At 42.4% G+C, this 20,942-nt stretch carries 20 protein-coding genes and 1 pseudogene; 12 read left to right on the top strand and 9 right to left on the bottom strand.

Going from position 1 to position 20,942, the window contains the following annotated elements:
• Positions 1–24: 24 nt before the first annotated feature.
• On the top strand, positions 25–477 hold the full coding sequence (gene rplI, locus AAC852_RS15685) for a 50S ribosomal protein L9 (protein ID WP_340621794.1): 453 nt from the start codon (positions 25–27) through the stop codon (positions 475–477).
• Positions 478–542: 65 nt separating this feature from the next.
• Here rplI and AAC852_RS15680 read toward each other — a convergent pair whose 3' ends face one another.
• Positions 543–722, bottom strand: coding sequence for a hypothetical protein (locus AAC852_RS15680; protein ID WP_340621793.1), 180 nt, complete (start codon positions 720–722; stop codon positions 543–545).
• A gap of 199 nt (positions 723–921) precedes the next feature.
• Here AAC852_RS15680 and AAC852_RS15675 point away from each other — a divergent pair, with 199 nt between their 5' ends.
• Both AAC852_RS15675 and cysQ read left to right on the top strand, forming a co-directional pair.
• On the top strand, positions 922–1,542 hold the full coding sequence (locus AAC852_RS15675) for a BamJ family beta-barrel-assembly machinery protein (RefSeq protein ID WP_340621792.1): 621 nt from the start codon (positions 922–924) through the stop codon (positions 1,540–1,542).
• A 62-nt stretch (positions 1,543–1,604) separates the two neighbouring features.
• Positions 1,605–2,345: a 3'(2'),5'-bisphosphate nucleotidase CysQ gene (cysQ, locus tag AAC852_RS15670; RefSeq protein WP_340621848.1), complete on the top strand. Its 741-nt coding sequence runs from the start codon at positions 1,605–1,607 to the stop codon at positions 2,343–2,345.
• A 154-nt stretch (positions 2,346–2,499) separates the two neighbouring features.
• Here cysQ and AAC852_RS15665 read toward each other — a convergent pair whose 3' ends face one another.
• The gene (locus tag AAC852_RS15665; protein ID WP_340621791.1) at positions 2,500–3,057 is read right to left on the bottom strand and encodes a YtfJ family protein; all 558 of its coding nucleotides are present in this window, start codon (positions 3,055–3,057) and stop codon (positions 2,500–2,502) included.
• Between the two features lie 304 nt (positions 3,058–3,361).
• Here AAC852_RS15665 and AAC852_RS15660 point away from each other — a divergent pair, with 304 nt between their 5' ends.
• Together AAC852_RS15660 and AAC852_RS15655 are read left to right on the top strand one after the other, a co-directional pair.
• A complete protein-coding gene (locus tag AAC852_RS15660) occupies positions 3,362–3,568 on the top strand; it encodes a DUF1107 domain-containing protein (RefSeq protein WP_038261417.1) in 207 nt (68 codons plus the stop codon).
• Between the two features lie 324 nt (positions 3,569–3,892).
• Entirely contained in the window at positions 3,893–4,777 is an 885-nt protein-coding gene (locus AAC852_RS15655) for an IS982 family transposase (protein ID WP_340619422.1), read from the top strand.
• A gap of 15 nt (positions 4,778–4,792) precedes the next feature.
• Here AAC852_RS15655 and paeA read toward each other — a convergent pair.
• Positions 4,793–6,034: pseudogene (paeA, locus tag AAC852_RS15650) on the bottom strand (polyamine export protein PaeA); the annotation flags it as partial.
• Positions 6,035–6,192: 158 nt separating this feature from the next.
• Positions 6,193–6,840 (bottom strand): peptide-methionine (S)-S-oxide reductase MsrA, encoded by a 648-nt coding sequence (msrA, locus tag AAC852_RS15645; RefSeq protein WP_340621790.1) that lies wholly within the window; start codon positions 6,838–6,840, stop codon positions 6,193–6,195.
• A 134-nt stretch (positions 6,841–6,974) separates the two neighbouring features.
• Here msrA and tamA point away from each other — a divergent pair, with 134 nt between their 5' ends.
• From tamA to AAC852_RS15630, 3 genes are read left to right on the top strand one after another with little or no spacing between them, the layout of a single operon-like run.
• Entirely contained in the window at positions 6,975–8,717 is a 1,743-nt protein-coding gene (tamA, locus tag AAC852_RS15640) for an autotransporter assembly complex protein TamA (RefSeq protein WP_340621789.1), read from the top strand.
• The gene (gene tamB / locus AAC852_RS15635; RefSeq protein ID WP_340621788.1) at positions 8,714–12,475 is read left to right on the top strand and encodes an autotransporter assembly complex protein TamB; all 3,762 of its coding nucleotides are present in this window, start codon (positions 8,714–8,716) and stop codon (positions 12,473–12,475) included. Before tamA ends, tamB begins: the two co-directional genes overlap by 4 nt.
• Positions 12,476–12,477: 2 nt before the next feature.
• Complete coding sequence (locus AAC852_RS15630; protein WP_038261434.1) at positions 12,478–12,825, top strand: gamma-glutamylcyclotransferase family protein; 348 nt, start codon at positions 12,478–12,480, stop codon at positions 12,823–12,825.
• 133 nt (positions 12,826–12,958) lie between these two features.
• Here AAC852_RS15630 and ppa read toward each other — a convergent pair whose 3' ends face one another.
• Both ppa and fbp read right to left on the bottom strand, forming a co-directional pair.
• The gene (gene ppa / locus AAC852_RS15625; RefSeq protein ID WP_047684367.1) at positions 12,959–13,489 is read right to left on the bottom strand and encodes an inorganic diphosphatase; all 531 of its coding nucleotides are present in this window, start codon (positions 13,487–13,489) and stop codon (positions 12,959–12,961) included.
• Positions 13,490–13,910: 421 nt separating this feature from the next.
• Positions 13,911–14,924, bottom strand: a complete 1,014-nt coding sequence (gene fbp / locus AAC852_RS15620; protein ID WP_340621787.1) for a class 1 fructose-bisphosphatase — start codon at positions 14,922–14,924, stop codon at positions 13,911–13,913.
• Positions 14,925–15,094: 170 nt separating this feature from the next.
• Here fbp and mpl point away from each other — a divergent pair, with 170 nt between their 5' ends.
• Positions 15,095–16,465: a UDP-N-acetylmuramate:L-alanyl-gamma-D-glutamyl-meso-diaminopimelate ligase gene (mpl, locus tag AAC852_RS15615; RefSeq protein WP_340621786.1), complete on the top strand. Its 1,371-nt coding sequence runs from the start codon at positions 15,095–15,097 to the stop codon at positions 16,463–16,465.
• Positions 16,466–16,586: 121 nt separating this feature from the next.
• On the opposite strand, the gene argR is transcribed toward mpl, so the two are convergent.
• Positions 16,587–17,057 (bottom strand): transcriptional regulator ArgR, encoded by a 471-nt coding sequence (gene argR / locus AAC852_RS15610; RefSeq protein WP_340621785.1) that lies wholly within the window; start codon positions 17,055–17,057, stop codon positions 16,587–16,589.
• A gap of 445 nt (positions 17,058–17,502) precedes the next feature.
• Here argR and mdh point away from each other — a divergent pair, with 445 nt between their 5' ends.
• Positions 17,503–18,441, top strand: coding sequence for a malate dehydrogenase (gene mdh, locus AAC852_RS15605; RefSeq protein WP_340621784.1), 939 nt, complete (start codon positions 17,503–17,505; stop codon positions 18,439–18,441).
• A 111-nt stretch (positions 18,442–18,552) separates the two neighbouring features.
• Here the strand turns inward: mdh and AAC852_RS15600 are convergent, their stop codons facing one another.
• Positions 18,553–18,816, bottom strand: a complete 264-nt coding sequence (locus AAC852_RS15600) for a helix-turn-helix domain-containing protein (RefSeq protein WP_047684383.1) — start codon at positions 18,814–18,816, stop codon at positions 18,553–18,555.
• A 187-nt stretch (positions 18,817–19,003) separates the two neighbouring features.
• On the opposite strand from AAC852_RS15600, the gene AAC852_RS15595 reads away from it, so the two are divergent.
• Together AAC852_RS15595 and AAC852_RS15590 are read left to right on the top strand one after the other, a co-directional pair.
• Positions 19,004–19,351: a DNA-binding protein gene (locus AAC852_RS15595; protein WP_340621783.1), complete on the top strand. Its 348-nt coding sequence runs from the start codon at positions 19,004–19,006 to the stop codon at positions 19,349–19,351.
• Between the two features lie 75 nt (positions 19,352–19,426).
• Positions 19,427–19,810: a DNA-binding protein gene (locus AAC852_RS15590; RefSeq protein ID WP_340621782.1), complete on the top strand. Its 384-nt coding sequence runs from the start codon at positions 19,427–19,429 to the stop codon at positions 19,808–19,810.
• A 46-nt stretch (positions 19,811–19,856) separates the two neighbouring features.
• Here AAC852_RS15590 and ispB read toward each other — a convergent pair whose 3' ends face one another.
• Positions 19,857–20,828: an octaprenyl diphosphate synthase gene (ispB, locus tag AAC852_RS15585; RefSeq protein ID WP_340621781.1), complete on the bottom strand. Its 972-nt coding sequence runs from the start codon at positions 20,826–20,828 to the stop codon at positions 19,857–19,859.
• Positions 20,829–20,942 lie beyond the last annotated feature (114 nt).

Here is a 20,942-nt window from a genome sequence, read left to right as displayed (position 1 = left end):
TCACGACTTTGAGAGGATAAGGTAATGCAAGTTATTCTGCTTGATAAAGTAACAAACCTGGGTAGCCTGGGTGACCAAGTTAGCGTTAAAGCGGGTTATGCCCGTAACTTCTTAGTTCCACAGGGCAAAGCTGTTCCTGCAACTAAGAAAAACATCGAATTCTTCGAAGCTCGCCGTGCTGAGCTGGAAGCTAAACTGGCTGACATTCTGGCAGCAGCACAAGCTCGTGCAGAGCAAATCAACGCACTGGGTTCTGTCACTATCGCTTCTAAAGCGGGTGACGAAGGTAAATTGTTCGGTTCTATCGGTACTCGTGACATCGCTGACGCAATTACTGCGGCTGGTGTTGCTGTATCTAAGAGCGAAGTTCGCCTGCCTAACGGCGTTCTGCGTACTGTTGGTGAGCACGAAGTTCACTTTCAGGTACACAGCGATGTATTCGCACAGTTGAACGTTAACATCGTTCCAGAAGCTTAATCTCTGATTAGCGATAGAACATGTGAACACAAAAAACGCTGGCAATGCTGGCGTTTTTTGTTTTCTTACGAAATGATGACTTTCGCTATTTCGCTCACTTTTTCGGTGATATCTTGAGGTATTCTCTCAATAAATTCGACCTGACGATCGGAAAAATCTAATGATTTCATCTGATGAGTAAGGATCTCCCGTTGGGTAGATAACTCTTTAGGTAAGATGACCTCCAGCTTTGTTCCTCTCACCATGCTGGTAATTAGCTCCTCCAGATTGACGAAAAACAGCAGCAGCCTTAATTGTTTCTCATCCTGCTTAATTTATGCTCTAGTGTAATAATGGATAATGTTTTACAAAAGTAAAACATCGCCTTAAATTCTTTCATGCGTTTACCCATCCAGGCAGGGCTGTTATGCTTGAACCTTTATCCATTTAATAACAGGTAATTTCATGGCAAAACCTTCTTTTGAATCTATTGAGGCACGGGCAAGCTACGGTATTGGTTTGCAGGTTGGGCAACAATTGCAGGAATCTGGTTTGCAGGGATTGGAGCCAGAAGCTCTGTTGGCAGGTTTGTGTGATGCATTGGAAGACCGTGCTCCGGCACTTCCTGTGGAAGAGTTGCATCGTGCTCTGCGTGAAGTACATGAACGTGCTGATAGCGTTCGTCGTGAACGCCAGCAGGCGATGGCAGAAGAAGGCAAAAAGTTCTTGGCAGAAAACGCCCAACGTGAAGGTATAAACAGCACAGAATCTGGTTTGCAATTCTCTGTTTTGACTCAGGGTGATGGCACAATCCCTGCCCGCAGTGATCGTGTCCGTGTTCACTATACCGGTCGCCTGATTGATGGCACTGTGTTTGACAGCTCTGTACAACGTGGAACACCAGCAGAATTCCCTGTCAGTGGTGTGATCCCAGGTTGGATTGAAGCGCTGACTCTGATGCCTGTTGGTTCCAAGTGGGAGCTCTATATTCCGCATAATCTGGCTTATGGTGAGCGTGGTGCTGGTGCTTCTATTCCTCCTTACAGTACATTGATCTTTGAAGTCGAATTACTTGAGATTCTGTAATTCTGATCAATAAAATAGCTGGCTAGCCGGCTATTTTATTTTAGAAAATGCAGAGGTGTATGATGTTACAACAGATCTGCCAATTGGCACGGGAAGCAGGAACAGCAATCATGGCGGTTTATCATGATGAGCAACCGTTACAAGTAAAACATAAAACGGATGATTCACCTGTTACCGCGGCGGATTTTGCCGCCCATCAGATCATTAAAGCGGGTTTGACGCGTATTTCGCCTGATATTCCGTTACTGTCAGAAGAAGATCCACCAACATGGGATGAACGAAAAAACTGGCAGCGTTATTGGCTGGTGGATCCGCTGGACGGAACAAAAGAGTTTATTAACCGAAATGGTGAATTCACCGTTAATATTGCACTAATTGAGGATGGTGTACCCGTGATGGGGGTGGTTTATGTTCCCGCACATGATGTTCTTTATTCAGGGCAGGAACGTCAGGCGTGGAAAGAAACAAACGGGCAGAGATTTCCCATTAAAGTTGTTGCTGTAATACCACCCACTGTTGTAGTTAGCCGTTCGCATATGGATGATGAACTGAAAGATTATCTTACTCAATTAGGTTCGCATCAGACGTTATCAGTCGGATCTTCACTTAAATTTTGTATGGTTGCTGAAGGGAAAGCGCAGCTTTATCCCCGCTTCGGGCCAACAAATATTTGGGATACTGCCGCTGGTCATGCTGTTGCAATCGCCGCGGGTGCACATGTAACCGATTGGGCAGGTAAAACACTAAGTTATGTACCGCGTGAATCTTTTTTAAATCCGGGGTTCAGAGTGACGATTTTTTAATGTGTGATACGAATCGTAGCTCAATTTTAATATTACCGTTTTAACATCAACGTATTAACACCAATTGTCTTTATTATAATAGCTAAAGTGATAATGGTTCCTGTCACAAAACCATTATCACCAGCTTCAATATGATAGAGAAATAAGAAGATAATTAATTTTTCAGTTCTTCTTTGATCAAAGCAAGAACGTGTACGATCTCTTCATGACTTAATTTGCCATCTTTGACAAATTTCACATTACCATTCTTATCCAGCACAATGATTGCTGAACTTTTGGGTTCCAGCCCCCATGCTGTTTTGGCAACACCATGGCTGTCGACAATAAATTGTGACCAGGGGAACTCTTTTTTACTGTCTTCAAGACTGCTGCGGACGAAAGCACTGGTGCCAAAAATAGCATCATCGGTATTTACAATACTGGTGGTTTGATATTGATCCTTCGGGAGGTTAGCCGCTTTCAAGGCTTGAATAAGGGGATCATTCATCTCTTTGGCTGAGCTGCGCCCGGCAATATGCTGGATAGTTCTTACTTTCCCTGGAAGTTCTGCACTGCTCCATTCCTGATAGCTAAACTTATTGTCATTGAGAAGTAGTTCACCTTTATCTGTTATGATGACAACAGGAACAGGTTTTTCGACAGTAATATTGTGGGCAAACGCAGATATTGAAGCTAAGCTCAATATTAAAGGTAACATTATGTTTTTTAGCATATTTATTCCTTATTTTTGGCATGATATGGCATGTTATCAAGGTGTATCCTATTCAGCATAGCGCTTGTTGGCTGGTCTGTCCTTACAAAATACAACAATTTGTTAACATTCAAAATAAAATATACGGTAATCTTCAGCCAATATAACATAATGCTCCATTTTTTCATTATGTTACGTAAAAGCAGTGATTGAATCTTCAATGTTGGGGAACAAATTGCCGGATATAGAGTCTATACATCGTACACAGCAGTGATGTGTTGCAGTAAAAAATAGTATCGTAAGAAGCACGGAGGAATAAAAAGAGATGAAAATCTTTCGCCACTATAATCCACTAAAAATTGCTCTCTACGTAAAAACCCTATTCCGTGGGCGGTTGTATATTAAGGATATGGGTGCTTTTGAATTTAATTATGGGAAAATTTTACCTCCAAGGATAAAAGATAAACGTCATTTCCATGTAATGAGTGAAGTTAACCAGCACGTGTTGCTCCTACAGGCTGAAATGGGATAGCTTTCTGTAACAGCTAACTTAATGATTTTATATGATATATATCATGATTGACGCAACATAATTGGTATAATAAACGGCCTTTCCTTTCGGCCGTTTTTTTGTAAGGAGAGTTTTTCTAATGACAGTTTTTCTTTGAGTTATTACTCAGGTACTGCCTGCTCAGTAGGGCCTGAACTGGAAGGAGATGGTGTATCCACAATTTTGGTTACCAGTAATTGATCAATTTTGTAGTTAACCTGAATTCTGATAAGAAATTGACGAGAGGCCTGTTCCAGGAGCAAAGTTTTGGTGAAAGCCTAAAACGACTCCGGGGAGGAACAGGCCATGGACAAGTTAGTTGAAATTTTCTGCGATGTCGACGACTTTTGTCGTCTTTTCATCCCCCAGTGGGCGCAGTTTTGTCTCGATAACGGATACCGCCTGCGCCGCAGACAAGGCCGCATGTATCCCAGTGAAATCATGACAATTTTAATCCTCTTTCAGCGGTCGCATTACCGTGATTTTAAAAACTTTTATTTGGAGCATATCTGGCAATACCATCACCGCGACTTCCCCTCCTTGCTCAGTTATACCCGTTTTATCAGCGTTGCCCCGTCCGTTTTGGTCCCCTTATCCAGTTATCTGACTCAATTAAAAGGAAAACCGACAGGCATTGCTTTTATCGACTCCACGAGTTTGCGCGTTTGTCATAACATCCGTATTCCTCGTCATAAGGTCTTTCAGGGCATAGCGCAACGCGGAAAAACCTCAATGGGATGGTTCTATGGGTTCAAATTACACCTGATTATTAACCATCTGGGCGAAATTTTAGCGCTTAAAGTGACCCCGGGTAATGTGGATGATAGGGAGCCTGTACGCGAATTATCAAAAGATCTCACGGGTTCTCTTTACGGCGACAAAGGATATCTGAGTCAGGAATTGGCGGATGATTTAGCTAAAACGGATATCACCTTTATCACGAAAAAGCGCCGCAACATGAAAGCGCTTGCACTGGCTGAGTGGGATAAGGTTATGCTTAAAAAGCGTTTTATCATTGAAACGATTAATGGACAATTAAAAAACGGCTCTCAATTAGAACATTCTCGTCACCGAAGTATAACCGGTTTTTTGTTAACCATTTTAACGGGATTGATTGCTTACTGCCTTAAAGAGAAAAAGCCATCACTGAAAATTTTCTACTCAGAAGAAGATATTTCAGTAATAGCTTAAGCGGAATTGGGGTTAGTTATCAATATCGACTACTTCAAATTTGTAACCTTCAAATTTCACATAATCTGTGCGTTTTGGGATCTTCCGCAAACGGAACATCATAAACCCGGCAATCGTTTCATAATTGTTGGAATCCGGGAAATCATCAATATCCAAAACTCGCAGCACATCCTCAATAGGCGTGCCACCTTCTACTAACCATGAATTTTCATCGCGGACAACAATCTGTTCTTCCTGACCCTGACCAATCAGATCTCCCATTAAAGTCGTCATGACGTCATTCAAAGTTATCACACCCATCACCAGTGCGTATTCATTGAGAATGATGGCAAAATCCTCACCGGCAGCTTTGAAACTTTCCAGGGTGTCAGACAACGAGAGAGTATCAGGGATCATCAGAGCATTGCGGATTTGAACTCCATTTTTTAAGCTGAGATTCTGCCCATTCAAAACGCGGTTCAGTAAATCTTTGGAGTCTACATAACCAAGGACATGATCAATATCTCCATCACAGACGAGGAACTTTGAGTGTGGATGGGTAGAGATTTTTTCTTTGATACTGTTTTCGTCTTCATTTTTGTCAAAATAAACCACGCTTTCACGGGACGTCATGGCAGAAGGAACAGTACGGGACTCCAGTTCGAAAACATTTTCGATCAACTCATGTTCTTGTTTACGTAATACTCCAGCGACGGCCCCTGCTTCAACCACAGCATAAATATCATCAGAGGTGATATCTTCATTGCGTGCCAGCGGGATTTTGAAGATTTTGAATATGCAATCAGCAAGCCCATTGAACAACCAGACTAATGGACGACATACTGCCAAACAAAAACGCATTGGATTTACAATCCTGATTGCAACAGCTTCGGGTTTAATCATTCCAAGGCGTTTAGGGGTCAAGTCAGCAAGTAAAATAAAGAAGCTGGTTACGATAGTGAAAGAACAAATAAAGCCAAGTTGTTCTGCCCATTCATAAGGCATGAATTTGAGCAGTAATGATTTAATGGCAGGAGAAAAGGCAGATTCTCCGACAACCCCTGCGAGGATGGCTACTGCATTCAGGCCAATCTGTACGACAGTAAAAAACATGCCCGGTGTTTCTTGTAATTTGAGAACATGAGCTGCATTGATATTTCCCTCGTTGACCATCAGTTTTAATTTGATTCTTCTTGAAGCGGCGAGAGAAATTTCAGATAACGAAAAAAATGCGCTAATCGCACAAAGCAAAAGTATGACTAATAAACTGTTTAACATAAAATATCCGTGTCTTATCTCCAGTGGCAGGGTAGGTTTTTTTATTTGAATAACACTGGAGGAAGATATGAAAAATTACACAAATAATGCCTTACGGCACAGTACCGTAAGACAAATGAATTTAGTCCGATAATTATAACTTGGGTTTATTAAATCGGCTAGTTTCTGGACGGAGGTGGAAAACAGATGCCTGTGCCACCTAATCCACAATATCCTTCAGGATTTTTCATCAGATATTGCTGGTGATAATCTTCTGCAAAATAGAATGGTCCGGCTTCACGGATCTCTGTGGTAATTGTGCGCTTATCGTCATTATCAGCCATTGCTTGCTGATATTGCTCGCGACTGGAGAGTGCCTGCGCATGTTGTTCAGGAGAAACCGTGTAAAGGGCAGAGCGATATTGTGTACCGATATCACCTTGTTGACGCATGCCTTGTGCAGGATCGTGGTTTTCCCAGAACAACTTCAATAATTGCCCATAGGTGATTTTGGTCGGGTCAAATACAATTCTGACGATTTCGGTATGTCCGGTTAACCCTGAACAGACTTCCTCATAGGTCGGATTTGGAGTAGTGCCTCCACTGTAACCAACAGATGTGGTATACACGCCTTCCTGCTGCCAAAAAAGACGTTCGACACCCCAGAAGCATCCCATGCCTACATAAGCAATTTCCATATTATCAGGTATGTTATTTATCACATGCTGTGTAACGTAGTGATAGGGTGATACAGTTAATGGTATTTCTCGGCCTGGTAATGCATTCTGTTCAGAAACATGTTGGCTTTCGTTGACTGAATTTGGCAAGATTCTCTCCCGTTTGTCATCTATTTTATGGTGATGGGTTGCTTGTTTATCTTTCAAACTTTACCAGAATTAATCCATGGCAGTATTCTTTTATGCTGCTGAATCTTACCCCTAAATAAATATTAGGAGTTCGCGTGTCACGATACCCTTGCATATTTATTTTTTGTGTGTCTATCGCAGCTCCATCGGCTTATAGTGCAAATTTACGATTGAAAGTGGAAGGACTTTCTGGCGAGCTGGATAAAAATGCCAGAGTGCAGCTATCAAATATCAGTACTGATGAGGCTTCCCCCGATGGACGTTTTCGTGCCCGTGTCGAAAAAGCTATACGGAAAGGGTTAAGACCATTGGGGTATTATGATCCTACCATTGAGTTTACTTATCAGGAAAATACTCTCCCTTTCCGTCCTGTTTTGACAGCAAAAGTCACACCAGGTGAACCAGTGCGGGTCGCTGAAGTTAAGGTTGATTTAGAAGGGGGAGCTAAAACCGATCAGGATTACGCCGTACTTATCAAAAAAAATATGCCGAAGAAAGGGACGATTTTAAATCATAGTGAGTATGAGAACTTTAAGAGTGGATTAAATAGTCTGGCGCTCAGGAAGGGATATTTTGATGCCGAGTTAAAAAAAAGTGAACTGGGAGTATCTCAGGAACGGCATGAATCCTTCTGGAATTTTGATTTTGATAGTGGAGAGCGTTATCGCTTTGGTCCTGTTAAGTTTCAAGGCTCACAAATCCAAGAAAGTTACCTGAATAATCTTGTGCCGTTTAAAGAAGGAGATTATTACTCTTCGGAAGAACTGGCAGAATTTAACCGCCGTCTGGCAGATACCGGATGGTTCAACTCAGCGGTTGTCGTGCCTGATTTTATGGCGGGTCGTGATAGCAAAGATAAGATATTGCCACTGGATGCTTCTTTGGTTCCCCGTTCTGCCAATTATGTTGAATTGGGAGGAGGATATGCAACAGACGTTGGCCCTCGTATTCAAGCAAAATGGAAAAAGCCGTGGCTCAACTCCCGTGGGCACAGTTTGAGTACCAGTATCAATATTTCCAGACGTGATCAATTGATTGATGCGTCTTATAAAATGCCACTTAAAGCTAATCCACTTGAACAATATTATGAGTTACAGACGGGTTATAAGCGTAAAAATATCAATGATACCGTCTCGGATACCACAACCTTAAACCTTTCGCGCAACTGGGATCTCTCCACTGGGTGGCGATACAGTGTCAATTTGCGCTGGAGCCTCAGCCACTTTACTCAGGCTAATGTAACGAATACAACAACGTTGCTTTATCCGGGTGCGAATATCAGCCGAATTCGTCAGCGTGGCGGTACTATGCCTTATTGGGGAGACAGTCAGCGTTATTCAATTGATGTTTCCGATACGACCTGGCGATCAAGTGTGGATTTTCTGGTCTTACAGGCTCACCATGTTTGGATCAGAACGTTTCGTGATAAACACCGTTTTGTTTTCCGGGGAGATCTTGGTTGGATAGAAACGAATCAATTCGAGAAAGTGCCACCTGATTTGCGTTTCTTCTCTGGGGGGGATCGTAGTATCCGTGGTTATAAGTACCAGAGAATTTCCCCTAAAGACAGTAATGGTAAATTAACGGGGGCGTCAAAATTGGTTATTGGCTCGCTGGAATATCAATACAATATCTATGGTAATTGGTGGAGTGCATTGTTTGTGGATACTGGCGAAGCAGTGAATGATATCAGGAAGAGTAATTTTAAAACAGGTGCAGGCTTAGGCATACGTTGGGCTTCTCCCGTTGGGCCGATTAAATTCGACCTGGCAACCCCTGTGAGAGATAAAGATAATCATGGCATTCAATTTTATATCGGTTTAGGGGCTGAACTATGAGGTGGGCAAAAAGGCTTAGCATTGCTTTCCTATTGGTTGTTAGCCTGTTGTTGATAGCGATTGCGGGATTAGTGGGTACACAAACCGGCCTGCATTTTATGATTAACAGTGCGACACGCTTAGTTCCAGGGTTAGAGATAGCAGGTATCAGTGGCGGTTGGCGCGATTTAACATTACAAGGTATAAAATATAAGATACCGGGTGTTGATGTTAATGCTGACAAGATACACCTTTCGTTGCGCCTCTCTTGTTTGAAACACAGTCATGTTTGTGTCAGTGCTCTGACGACGGAAGGGGTATCTGTTTTAGTTAATACGACAGAACTTCCGCCATCAGAAAGCCCGTCAGAATCAGAGCCATTAACTGAACTGCAAACACCATATCCTATTTCGTTGGATCTGCTTTCTTTAAAGAATACCTATGTCAAAGTAGATGATACAGTCATTGATTTAGATGAGTTCAAAGCGGGTGCTCAGTGGCAGGAAAAACATCTGACGCTAAAACCCATACAAGTCAATAACCTATTGGTTACATTGCCGAAAACACCTCCTGGACATACTGCACAGAAAACTCAGCAGAAAGCTGAACCAGAGGAATCATTGGGAGAGGTTTTAAAGACACTGTTTTCTAAGCCACTATTGGCTGAATTGCCTAATGTTCCTATTCCTCTTGATATTACGGTAGAAAATATTCACGGCCGCCAGCTTCGTCTGACGGGAGATACCGCTATCACTCTTAATGATCTGAAACTGCAAGCCAGTAATCAGGGGCAACAGGTAGATATCAAAACCTTCAGCGTGAGTGCACCGGAAGGTTCCCTCGCGATACAGGGAACGGCAAAACTGTCCGAACAATGGCCAGTCAATTTGTCAGTTAAGGGCAATACCAAGCTGGATGAATTGAACGGGCAACAGGTTGAGGCAAAACTGAACGGATCTTTATTACAGCAGCTTAATCTGGCATTGAATCTTTCAGGGCCAGTGAATGCTAATTTGGATGCTCAGGTCGAATTAGCTAAAGCGGGTTTGCCTGTACGCCTGACATTGGCAGGTAAACGGTTACAGTGGCCATTGACAGGTAAATCTGAATATCAGTTAAATGATGTCAAATTACGTCTGAATGGTAAGGCCAGTGGTTATGATCTTTCCCTGCGTTCTGATATTAAAGGTGAAGAACTTCCACCGGCATTATTGGTGCTGGATGCAAAAGGGAGTGAAGAATTACTCAAATTAACGCGATTGCGTCTATCTGCATTACAGGGGCATGCGGATCTCACTGGTGTAGTTGACTGGAGCAAAGCCATTAGCTGGAATGCGCTGTTGACGCTTAATGGCATTGATACTGCTAAACAGTGGCCGGAATGGCCTGCCAAAATAGGTGGCAAGGTGGCAGTACGTGGCAGTTTATATGGTGGCAGTTGGCAGCTCCAATTTCCTGAAATATCCCTTGATGGTGATATAAAACAGAATACCATCAAAGCACATGGCAAAGTTTCCGGCAATGCGGCCGGACAATGGGATATTCCCCAATTTAACTTCATTTTTGGTCGTAACACGCTGGATATTAAAGGATATCTTAGCGATAAAAAATGGAATTTGGATGGCGATATCAATGCCCCACAATTAAATGGCTTGCTGCCGGGATTGTCAGGCGTCGTTGTCGGTGATGTGAAGCTGCGTGGCAACATGAAAGCACCGCAAGTTGTGGCAGATTTAAATGCACATCGTGTGGGCTGGCAGAATATGCTGAGGGTGGATAGCGCGGTTATTAAAGGAAATGTGCATTCTACCAACCAGATTGGAGGGCAATTATCGGTTGTTATTCGTCAATTGAAGCAGTCAGATCTGATTATCAGTAACTTGATGCTCAATGCTAAGGGAACAGAAAAACAGCATGACTTACAATTGCAGGTGGATGGGAATCCCGTATCAGGTAAGCTGGCGCTCAATGGTAGTTTTGACCGTAAACAAGAACGCTGGAAAGGCAGTATCAACAATACCTACTTTGAGACCCCGGTTGGTGAGTGGCGCTTAAGTAAAGCGATCGCTATTGATTATCAGAATTTACAGCAAAAAGTGATCGTTGGTACTCATTGTTGGTTGAACCCAAATGCCCAACTTTGTATTCCGAAATCGATTGAAGCAGGCACCAGTGGGCAGGCTGATATTGTGTTTGAGCGTTTTGATCTTGCCATGATCCAGCCATTCCTGGATAAAACAACCCAACTTAAAGGCGTATTTAGTGGGAGTGCCAATGTCAAATGGACAGCGGGGCATCAATTACCACAAGCGAACGTGTCTCTGCAAGGAAACGGCGTCCAGATTCGGCAGGTTGTGGAAGGCACCACTTTACCTGTTGATTTTGAAACATTGACTTTGAGTGCTGGTTTGACAAATGGTAAGGCGGATTTATCGTGGTTATTTAAACTGGCAGATAATGGACAACTGAATGGCCATATTCAAGTCGATGATTTAGAAGGCCATCGTAAATTAGCGGGTAATGTAGATATCCAGTCCCTTTCTCTGAAGTTGATGAAACCGATTCTGGATAAAGGTGAAAAAGCTGAAGGGAATTTAAATGCGAACTTGCGCCTTGGTGGTAATGCTAAGAATCCATTGTTATTTGGCATATTAAAAGCAGATGTTTTTCAGATCAGTAGCCACTGGCTGCCATTTGATATCAATCAAAGTCAGGTAGCAGTTCATTTTGATGGTGTCCGTTCCGATCTGGATGGTGTGATCAAAACTCCGCGAGGGCAACTTAATCTTAATGGTCATGCAGACTGGCGCAATCTGGATGCATGGTATGCCAGAGTGACAGCGTATGGTGAAAAACTGCGTGTGACAGTACCACCAATGGTAAAAATTGATGTGAGTCCTGATCTGGTTTTTGAAGCGACGTCCCAATTATTGAAGCTCAATGGCAATGTGGATATTCCGTGGGCACGCATTACCGTACAGGAATTACCGGAATCTGCAGTGGATGTTTCTTCTGATGAAGTGATGCTGGATAAAAATCTACAGCCGATAGAAAAGAAAAAATCGTCCATTTTGATTCAAAGTAATTTAAATATTCACGTAGGTGATGATGTCCGCTTGAGTGCATTTGGTTTGAACGCTCAGTTGAAAGGAGACCTGAAAGTCATTCAGGATCAGCAGGGATTGGGGCTGAACGGTCAAATTGATATTCCGGATGGTCGCTTTCGCGCTTATGGGCAGGATTTACAGGTGCGTAAGGGAATTATTCTGTTCTCTGGTCCACCGGATCAACCTATGTTGAATATTGAAGCGATCCGTAACCCTGAATCGACAGCGAATGATGTTATTGCTGGTGTGAAAGTGATGGGGTTGGCAGATAAACCTAAGATTGAAATTTTCTCTGAGCCAGTCAAATCGCAAGAGGAAGCGTTATCTTACCTGTTGCGTGGTGAGGGGTTAGAGAAAGGGGGGGCTGATAACACCCAGATGACTTCTATGTTGATTGGTTTGGGTGTCGCGCAGAGCGGTAGATTGGTGGGCAAAATTGGTGAAACCTTTGGTGTCTCTGATCTGGCGCTGGACACACAAGGAATTGGTAACAAATCGCAGGTTGTTGTGAGTGGCAAGATTACCAACGACTTACAGGTAAAATATGGTGTTGGCATTTTTGACTCTCTGGCAACTCTGACGTTACGTTACCGTGTGATGCCGAGATTGTATCTGGAAGCGGTATCTGGTATTGATCAGGCTTTAGATCTGCTCTATGAGTTTGAGTTTTAAAGATGCGAGTTATTGTTTATGGCAGCCTGAGGCGCAAACAAGGTAATCACCACTGGATGACCTACGCTCAACTTTTGGGGGAGCATAGGTTGGAAGGTTATGAAATTTATGATCTGGGGCATTATCCAGCGGTGATCCGTGGCGAAGGAACAATTGAATGTGAGGTTTATCGCATTACGTCATCCATTTTGACTGAACTGGATGATTTGAAAAAGAATACTCAGGAATATCAAAGGGAATTGGTCAAAACTCCTTATGGTAGTGCATGGATCTATTTATACATGTTATCAGTTGAGGGAGTGCCTCGAATAGAAAGTGGTGACTGGCTGAAGCGGCACGAGGAGAGATAAAAATCAGCGATGTTACTGTTTTTATATCATTTTTAACAGATTAACCAATATAACCAAATAAAAAAACCTCTGTGCCAATAAATAAAAATACAGAGGTTTTTTTATAATCAAAACTTGCTGTTATCCGTCAGGATTATTTTTTTGCAGCGCGTTCGAAAGAAGATTGGATTTCTGCTTTAGCGGCTTCGGCATTCTCCCAACCATCAACTTTTACCCACTTACCTTTTTCCAGATCTTTGTAGTGTTCAAAGAAATGTGTAATTTGAGCACGCAGCAGTTCTGGCAGATCATTTACATCTTTGATGTGGTCGTATTCTTTAGTCAGTTTAGAATGAGGAACAGCAACCAGTTTAGCGTCTTCACCAGATTCGTCGGTCATTTTCAGCACACCAACTGGACGGCAGCGAATAACGGAGCCTGGCTGCAATGGGTATGGAGTTGGAACCAGTACGTCAACAGGGTCGCCATCAAGAGACAGGGTATTGTTGATATAACCGTAGTTGCATGGATAGAACATGGAGGTCGCCATGAAACGGTCTACAAACAGAGCACCGGATTCTTTGTCCACTTCATATTTGATTGGATCGGCATTTGCAGGGATCTCAATAATAACGTAGATGTCTTCTGGCAGTTCTTTACCCGCCGGTACATTGTTCAGGCTCATAAAAGGTTTCCTTCAATTTCAAACCAAAATGGAGTGCGGGCTATTATAGCCAAAACAGACTTAAAGTAATTCCATTTTTCTGTATTATGCCTGTACTCCTATGGGTTAATAGTGGTAGAGGATCCCTGTCCAAAAATCATTCATGATTTGAACTATGGTTTCCGACTGTTCTGCCAGTCATTGCCTTATTACATCGTCGATCAGGCTTTCTTTATCCACTGTATTTAGGAGGCCAGCGAGAAGGCTTGCTGTAATTTCTGATAAGAACGTTTCTTCATGCATCATGAACAAAATAATTTATTGAACAAAACTAGGTTGGGGCAAATCAAAAGATACTGATAAATATTACAGAGACAACTGAGTAGAAAGAGGCGAATTTTCGCCTCTTCTTATAACCAATTAATCAACCAGTTGACTTATATTACTCATCCGGTTCATCTGGAAACTCAGCCATAAAGCTTTCAGCTTTTTCTACCATAGATTTGGTTCCGACGAAGAAAGGCACTCGTTGATGCAGCTTGCTTGGTACGATATCTAAAATCCGGTTAATGCCATCACTGGCTTTGCCGCCGGCTTGTTCAGCCAGGAAAGCAATCGGGTTGCACTCATACAGCAGACGGAGTTTGCCCGTCGGGTGACTTGCTGTGCTTGGATAGATATAGATACCACCTTTCAACAGGTTGCGGTGGAAGTCGGCAACCAATGAGCCAATATAACGGGTAGTGTAAGGGCGTTGAGTTGCTTCGTCTTGTTCCTGGCAATACTTAATGTACTTTTTCACTCCCAGAGGGAATTTGATGTAGTTCCCTTCGTTAATTGAGTACATATTACCTTTTTCCGGGAACTGGACTTTCTCATGGGTCAGACAGAATACACCAAGAGAAGGATCGTAAGTGAAAGTATGAACACCACAGCCCGTAGTGTAAACCAACATGGTGGACGAACCGTAAACCACATAACCCGCTGCAACCTGACGATGACCCGGTTGCAGGAAGTCTTCTTCGGTAACAGGTTGCCCAACTGGCGTAATTCGATGGTAAATGGAGAAAATAGTCCCAACGGAAACGTTTACATCAATATTTGAAGAACCATCCAGTGGATCCATCAAAACAACATACTTCGCATTTTCTGCCCGGTCACCATCAAAGATGACGATCTCGTCTTCTTCTTCGGAAGCAATACCCGCTACTTCACCGCGTGCTTTCAATGCTGCTTTGAGTTTTTCATTGGCATACAAGTCCAGTTTCATCTGAACTTCACCCTGAACATTAGAAACACCGCTGGTGCCTAAAATATCTACCAGGCCAGCTTTATTAATGTCCCGATGAATAATTTTGGCACCTAATTTAATGGCAGAAAGTAGTGCGGTCAGTTCACCTGTAGCATGAGGAAAGTCGTGCTGTTTCTCGACGATGAATTCGCCTAATGTTTTCATGACGAAGGCCCTGATTTGGTTATGGTTTTAAAATCGTGCTGTATATTTTGGTAACACTTAAGTGCGGGCAGTTTAGCTAAAGAATAAAATGATTGATAGGCTATTGCATTTCTAATCTGTGATTTGATGGTTAGAATAGTGATACACTTCATGATATCGGATAGAAATAAATGCGTATTCATATTCTTGGCATCTGCGGTACTTTCATGGGAGGGCTGGCGATACTTGCTCGTTCATTAGGTCACGAAGTTACCGGCTCTGACGCCAATGTGTATCCTCCTATGAGTACTCTGTTAAAAAATCAGGGTATTGAACTGATCCAAGGATACGATCCTTCACAACTCGATCCTGTGCCAGATATGGTGATCATTGGTAACGCTATGACACGTGGTAATCCTTGTGTTGAGGCGGTGCTGGATCGCGGTATTCCTTATACATCCGGCCCACAGTGGTTACATGATTATGTTTTACCAGAGCGTTGGGTTTTGGCTGTTGCAGGAACACATGGTAAAACAACAACTGCGGGTATGCTGACGTGGATCCTGGAAGCTTGTGGCTATAAACCGGGATTTCTTATCGGTGGTGTGCCGGGCAATTTTAATGTTTCAGCACAGATTGGTGAAAGCCCATTTTTCGTGATTGAAGCGGATGAATACGATAGTGCTTTCTTTGATAAACGTTCGAAATTTGTTCATTATAGTCCTCGTACGCTCATCATAAATAATCTTGAATTCGATCATGCTGATATTTTCGAAAATCTGGCTGCCATCCAAAAGCAATTTCACCATCTTGTCAGAATCGTACCGGGCATGGGTAAGATCCTTGTGCCCGATAATGACATAAATCTGAAACAAGTGCTTGGAATGGGGTGCTGGAGTGAGTTGGAACACCTAGGGGAAACAGGGGCCTGGCACGTCCAAAAAACCACTCAGGACAGCAGTACCTATCAAGTGTACCATCATGGTGAATTAGTTGGCGAAGTTAACTGGTCATTGGTGGGGGAACACAATATGCATAATGGCTTAATGGCTATTGCAGCAGCTCACCATGTAGGAATTCAGCCTGAGGATGCCTGTCAGGTATTAGGTGACTTTATCAATGCTCGTCGCCGACTGGAATTACTCGGCAAAGTGAATGATATCTCGGTTTATGATGATTTTGCCCATCATCCAACGGCCATTTTGGCGACACTGGAAGCTCTGAGAAGCAAAGCGGGCAGTATGGCGCGCATTTTTGCAGTACTGGAACCACGTTCGAATACCATGAAACTGGGTATAAGCAAAAATGATATTGCACCTTCTCTGGGCCGAGCGGATGAAGTTTTTCTGTTTCAGCCTGGTAATATCCAGTGGCAGGTTGCTGAAATTGTGGAACAATGTGTTCAACCTGCTCGCTGGAGTGCAGATATTGACACGTTGGTACGTATGATTGTGGAGGCAGCACAGCCAGGTGACCACATATTGATCATGAGTAATGGTGGTTTTGGTGGTATTCATGAGAAATTATTGGCGGCGTTGAATAAGAGAGCACACGCTGCTTAATTGATCACAAGCGTTAAATCAAGAGGATCGCGATGATCAAGCGATCCTCTTGCAAAATTTTCTCTGGAAAAATGGTATGCAGTGATACCGTGTTTTTACATGGTTTTGATGGACGATTGGTTTACAGTTTTTGCTCAAACAAGTTGAGGATAGCCTCATAAAGCTGTTTGGCTGTAATGGCTTGTGTTGGCGTAGAAAAAACAGTGTCATCTCCTGCAATACTGCCAAGGATCCCTTCTGCTTTTCCTAATGAATCCAATAAACGCGCGATCAACTGTGCCGCACCAGGACTGGTACGAATAACAACTACGGAATGATTATAATCAATATCTAATACCAGATTTTTCAATGGGCTGGTGGCAGTAGGCACACCTAATTCTGCTGGCAGACAGTAGACCATTTCCATTTTTGCATTACGGGTTCTGACAGCGCCAAATTTTGTCAGCATTCTGGAAACTTTAGATTGATTAATGTTTTCAAAACCTTCTTCTTGGAGTGCTGTAACTATCTCGCCTTGAGAACTGAATTTTTCTTCCTTTAATAATGCCTTGAAAGCTTTGATCAAATCTTCCTGTTTCGAAAGAATTCGCATATTTCACCATCGTTGAATCCACTATGAAGCCAATATTCTGCAAAAAAGTGAATTTTTATGCAAGGAAGAGAAGAAAAACCCAATATAGAGAGCATAATTACATTATTGAGCTCAGTAAATTTATTGTTAATAAAATTGCATTATTCAGGGAAAAGGAGAAGGACAAGTTAATCAACAGAGCAATTAATAAGATAACAGGAATAATTCCTAAAAAAGTGCCCATTATCTCATTAACAGATAAGCATTTTGTCTAAAATAAAAAACTTTAGTGTTCCATCATTGGGCTATTAGGTAGATAATCTGTCTGTTAACAGATTGTTTTTAATACGTAGTGATGAATAAGGCTGAGAGCGTATCCCATATTTATACTTTGTATGGGAAATATAGAGTCTCTTAACCAGACAGGTTTAAGTTTTTTACAGCATTTATTTAAAGGAGTATCAGGATGAAAGTTGCAGTTCTCGGTGCAGCCGGTGGTATTGGTCAGGCACTTGCCCTTCTACTCAAGACCCAGCTTCCTTCAGGTTCAGAACTTTCCTTGTATGACATTGCTCCGGTGACCCCAGGTGTGGCTGCCGATCTGAGCCATATCCCAACAACTGTGAAGGTCACTGGTTTTGCTGGTGAAGATGCAACTCCTGCATTGGTAGGGGCGGAAGTTGTATTGATTTCTGCAGGTGTAGCCCGTAAACCTGGTATGGATCGTTCAGATCTGTTCAATATTAATGCAGGGATTATCCGTAATTTGGTTCAACAGATTGCTAAAATATGTCCAAAAGCATTAATCGGAATTATTACTAACCCTGTTAACACCACTGTGGCAATCGCTGCCGAAGTTCTGAAAAAAGAGGGCGTTTACGACAAAAATCGTCTGTTTGGTGTAACTACTCTGGATATTATCCGTTCTAATACGTTTGTGGCAGAACTGAAAGATAAGAAACCAGAAGAGCTGAATGTTCCTGTTATCGGTGGTCACTCCGGCGTAACTATTCTGCCATTATTGTCTCAGATCCAGGATGTCAGTTTCACTGATGAAGAAGTAGAAGCGTTGACGAAACGTATTCAGAACGCAGGTACTGAAGTTGTTGAAGCAAAAGCAGGTGGTGGATCTGCAACTTTGTCTATGGGCCAAGCAGCAGCACGTCTGGGTCTTTCTTTGATCCGTGGTTTGCAGGGTGAAAGCAATGTTATCGAATGCAGCTACGTAGAAGGTGACGGCAAATACGCTCGTTTCTTCGCACAACCTGTTCGTTTGGGCAAAAATGGTATTGAAGAACGTTTAGACATTGGCCAATTGAGTGAGTTTGAACAGAAAGCATTGGATAATATGCTGGATGTTCTGAAAAAAGATATTGAATTAGGCGAAAGATTTATTAATGGTTAATTTAATTATTAATCTATTATTATACGAATTAATTTAAATATATTAGATAACGGAAACCGCTAGTTTAAAAAAGCTAGCGGTTTTTCTTTCAATAATTATATTGGTAGCTAATTATTCTTTTTTCTCTCTTACTTTCCTTTCTAATAATTCTCCAGTATGGGGATTGAAATAACGGCTTGGCCATATTTCAGACGGATGAATACCTAAGTAGTTTGCTATTATCCATTCTCCCTTGGGCCACGAGCGAGAAAGAGTATTCGCCAAAGTTGATGAGCTTAGTCCTGATTCACGAGAAACAGCGGCCAGAGTTGTTCCACGTTTACGTAAAGCAGCAATAATATCAGCAGGATGCCAATCCGATTTCATAGAAATCATTTTTTTAATCCTTTCCTATTAAATTTAGAGCCACATTAGTGGTATAACTAAAGCGTTAGAGTGAAATTAATAACGAACATGGATCTGTTATTAAGAAAATAAAATAACATTATTTTTTCTAAAAATGTTTTTAATTTTTTCTTAATAACTTCTTTTTTGAACTTGGTTACAAAAATAGAGAAACATTATGAAAAAAGAGTGGTATACGGCAATGGAGTTGACCGGTGTAGGTGAGTTACCTAGATCACCACAAGGAGTGAATGCCAGAGCCAAACGTGAAGAGTGGTTGAGACAAAAACGAACAGGTGTTCAGGGAAGGGCAATTGAATATCACTATTCATGTTTTCCTGAATCAACATTGGCAGCTCTGGAACTTAATGAAATATCACCTGAATATCAGGTTCAGAAACAGGACCCACTATCCATTTGGGTAAGTGCGTTTAATCTACTCACGGATGAAGAAAAGGAGATAATTACAGAAGTGATACTACGAGATGGAATAAGAAGTTTTTTGGAAAAAATCGTAGCTACCTGAGGCAGCTTTTGAAAAGCTAAATGTTCAAAATTTGGCTTCCTCTTTACTGCTCCGGTACAAAGCGAGGAGAGAGAGATGAAAAAAGAATGGTATTCTGCAAAGGAACTCATTGGCCTCGCTGGTCTGCCATCGTCTCCCCAGGGAGTAAACCTGATGGCAAGACGTGAAGGCTGGGAACAACGCCGTAAGCGTGGAGTGCAGGGAAAAGCCCTCGAATATCATATCAATAGCTTGCCCGAAGATGTTTTGAATGTACTGACCGTCAGTGAGAACTCGGTTGAGTATTATCGGAACAAACGACAGGATCCATTTATGATTTGGGTGGAAGCTTACTATCAATTGACCAAGCCAGAAAGGGAGCGGATGGTTAAGTTCATTTTACGTAAAGGACTTGCCAGCATTGTACAGTATATAGGAATTCAAGAGGTTGAAAATAAAGGAGTATCCCAGACTGAATAGTCTGGGATACTTACTACCCAAGGTATACTATACTACTGGGCCTGGCTCAGGAAAGTCGTTGTACAGCGATGTGGGCTAATCCCACTAGGGCCGCTTTGTATGGAGAATCATCAAGTCCTTGTAACGCTGAGATTGCTTTATCTGCTTCTTCCTCCGCCCGTTGGCGGGTGTAATCAAGTGAACCACACTGTTTCATCGTTGTAAGCACAGTATCCAGCAAATGGCGGCCATTGCCTTTCTCGATAGCTTCGCGGATCAGTGCTGACTGTTCCGGCGTTCCATGATTCATTGCATGTAAAAGTGGGAGGGTCGGTTTACCTTCGTTTAAATCATCTCCAGTGTTTTTCCCAAGTGTATTATCATCGGAATCGTAGTCTAACAGGTCATCAATCAATTGAAATGCAGTACCAAGATAGCGACCATAATCACGTAGTGCTTCTTCTTGCTCCTGAGTTGCACCAGACAAAATAGCAGCAGAATGCGCGGCTACTTCAAACAAGCGTGCAGTTTTACTGTAAATTACGCACATGTAGTCATCTTCTGAAATGTTCGGATCATTACAGTTCATCAACTGCATCACTTCACCTTCAGCGATAACATTCGTGGCGTCAGACATCAATTTCAGCACTCGCATAGAATTGAGGTCTGTCATCATCTGAAACGAGCGAGTATAGATAAAATCGCCAACCAGAACGCTGGCTGCATTGCCATACATAGCATTGGCAGTTGCTTTACCGCGGCGCATATCGGACTCATCTACGACGTCATCATGGAGTAGGGTTGCTGTATGGATAAATTCAATCAGGGCAGCAATTTTGATATGTTTCTTTCCCTCATAATGCAGTGCCTTACCAGCCAACACTGCGATCATTGGGCGAATACGTTTACCACCGCCGCTGATAATGTAATAGCCAAGCTGGTTGATTAGCGCTACATCAGAATTTAATTGGTTAAGAATTGTTTCATTAACCGCTGCCATATCATCAGCTGTAAGTTTAATTATAGATTCTAAGTTCATGTTTTGGCTTCGGACTCTGATTCAGAGCTATGCTCATTAATTAGTGTATCAATAGATATCGCGATATGTTGATTGTACTTGAAAAACCGTTCAAATAAATGACAATCGAAAAAC

It is taken from the genome of Xenorhabdus siamensis (assembly GCF_037996745.1).
Taxonomy (GTDB): Bacteria; Pseudomonadota; Gammaproteobacteria; order Enterobacterales; family Enterobacteriaceae; genus Xenorhabdus; species Xenorhabdus indica.
The sequence above is the reverse complement of the archived record's forward strand: the minus strand, read 5'-3'. Positions and strand labels throughout refer to the sequence as shown.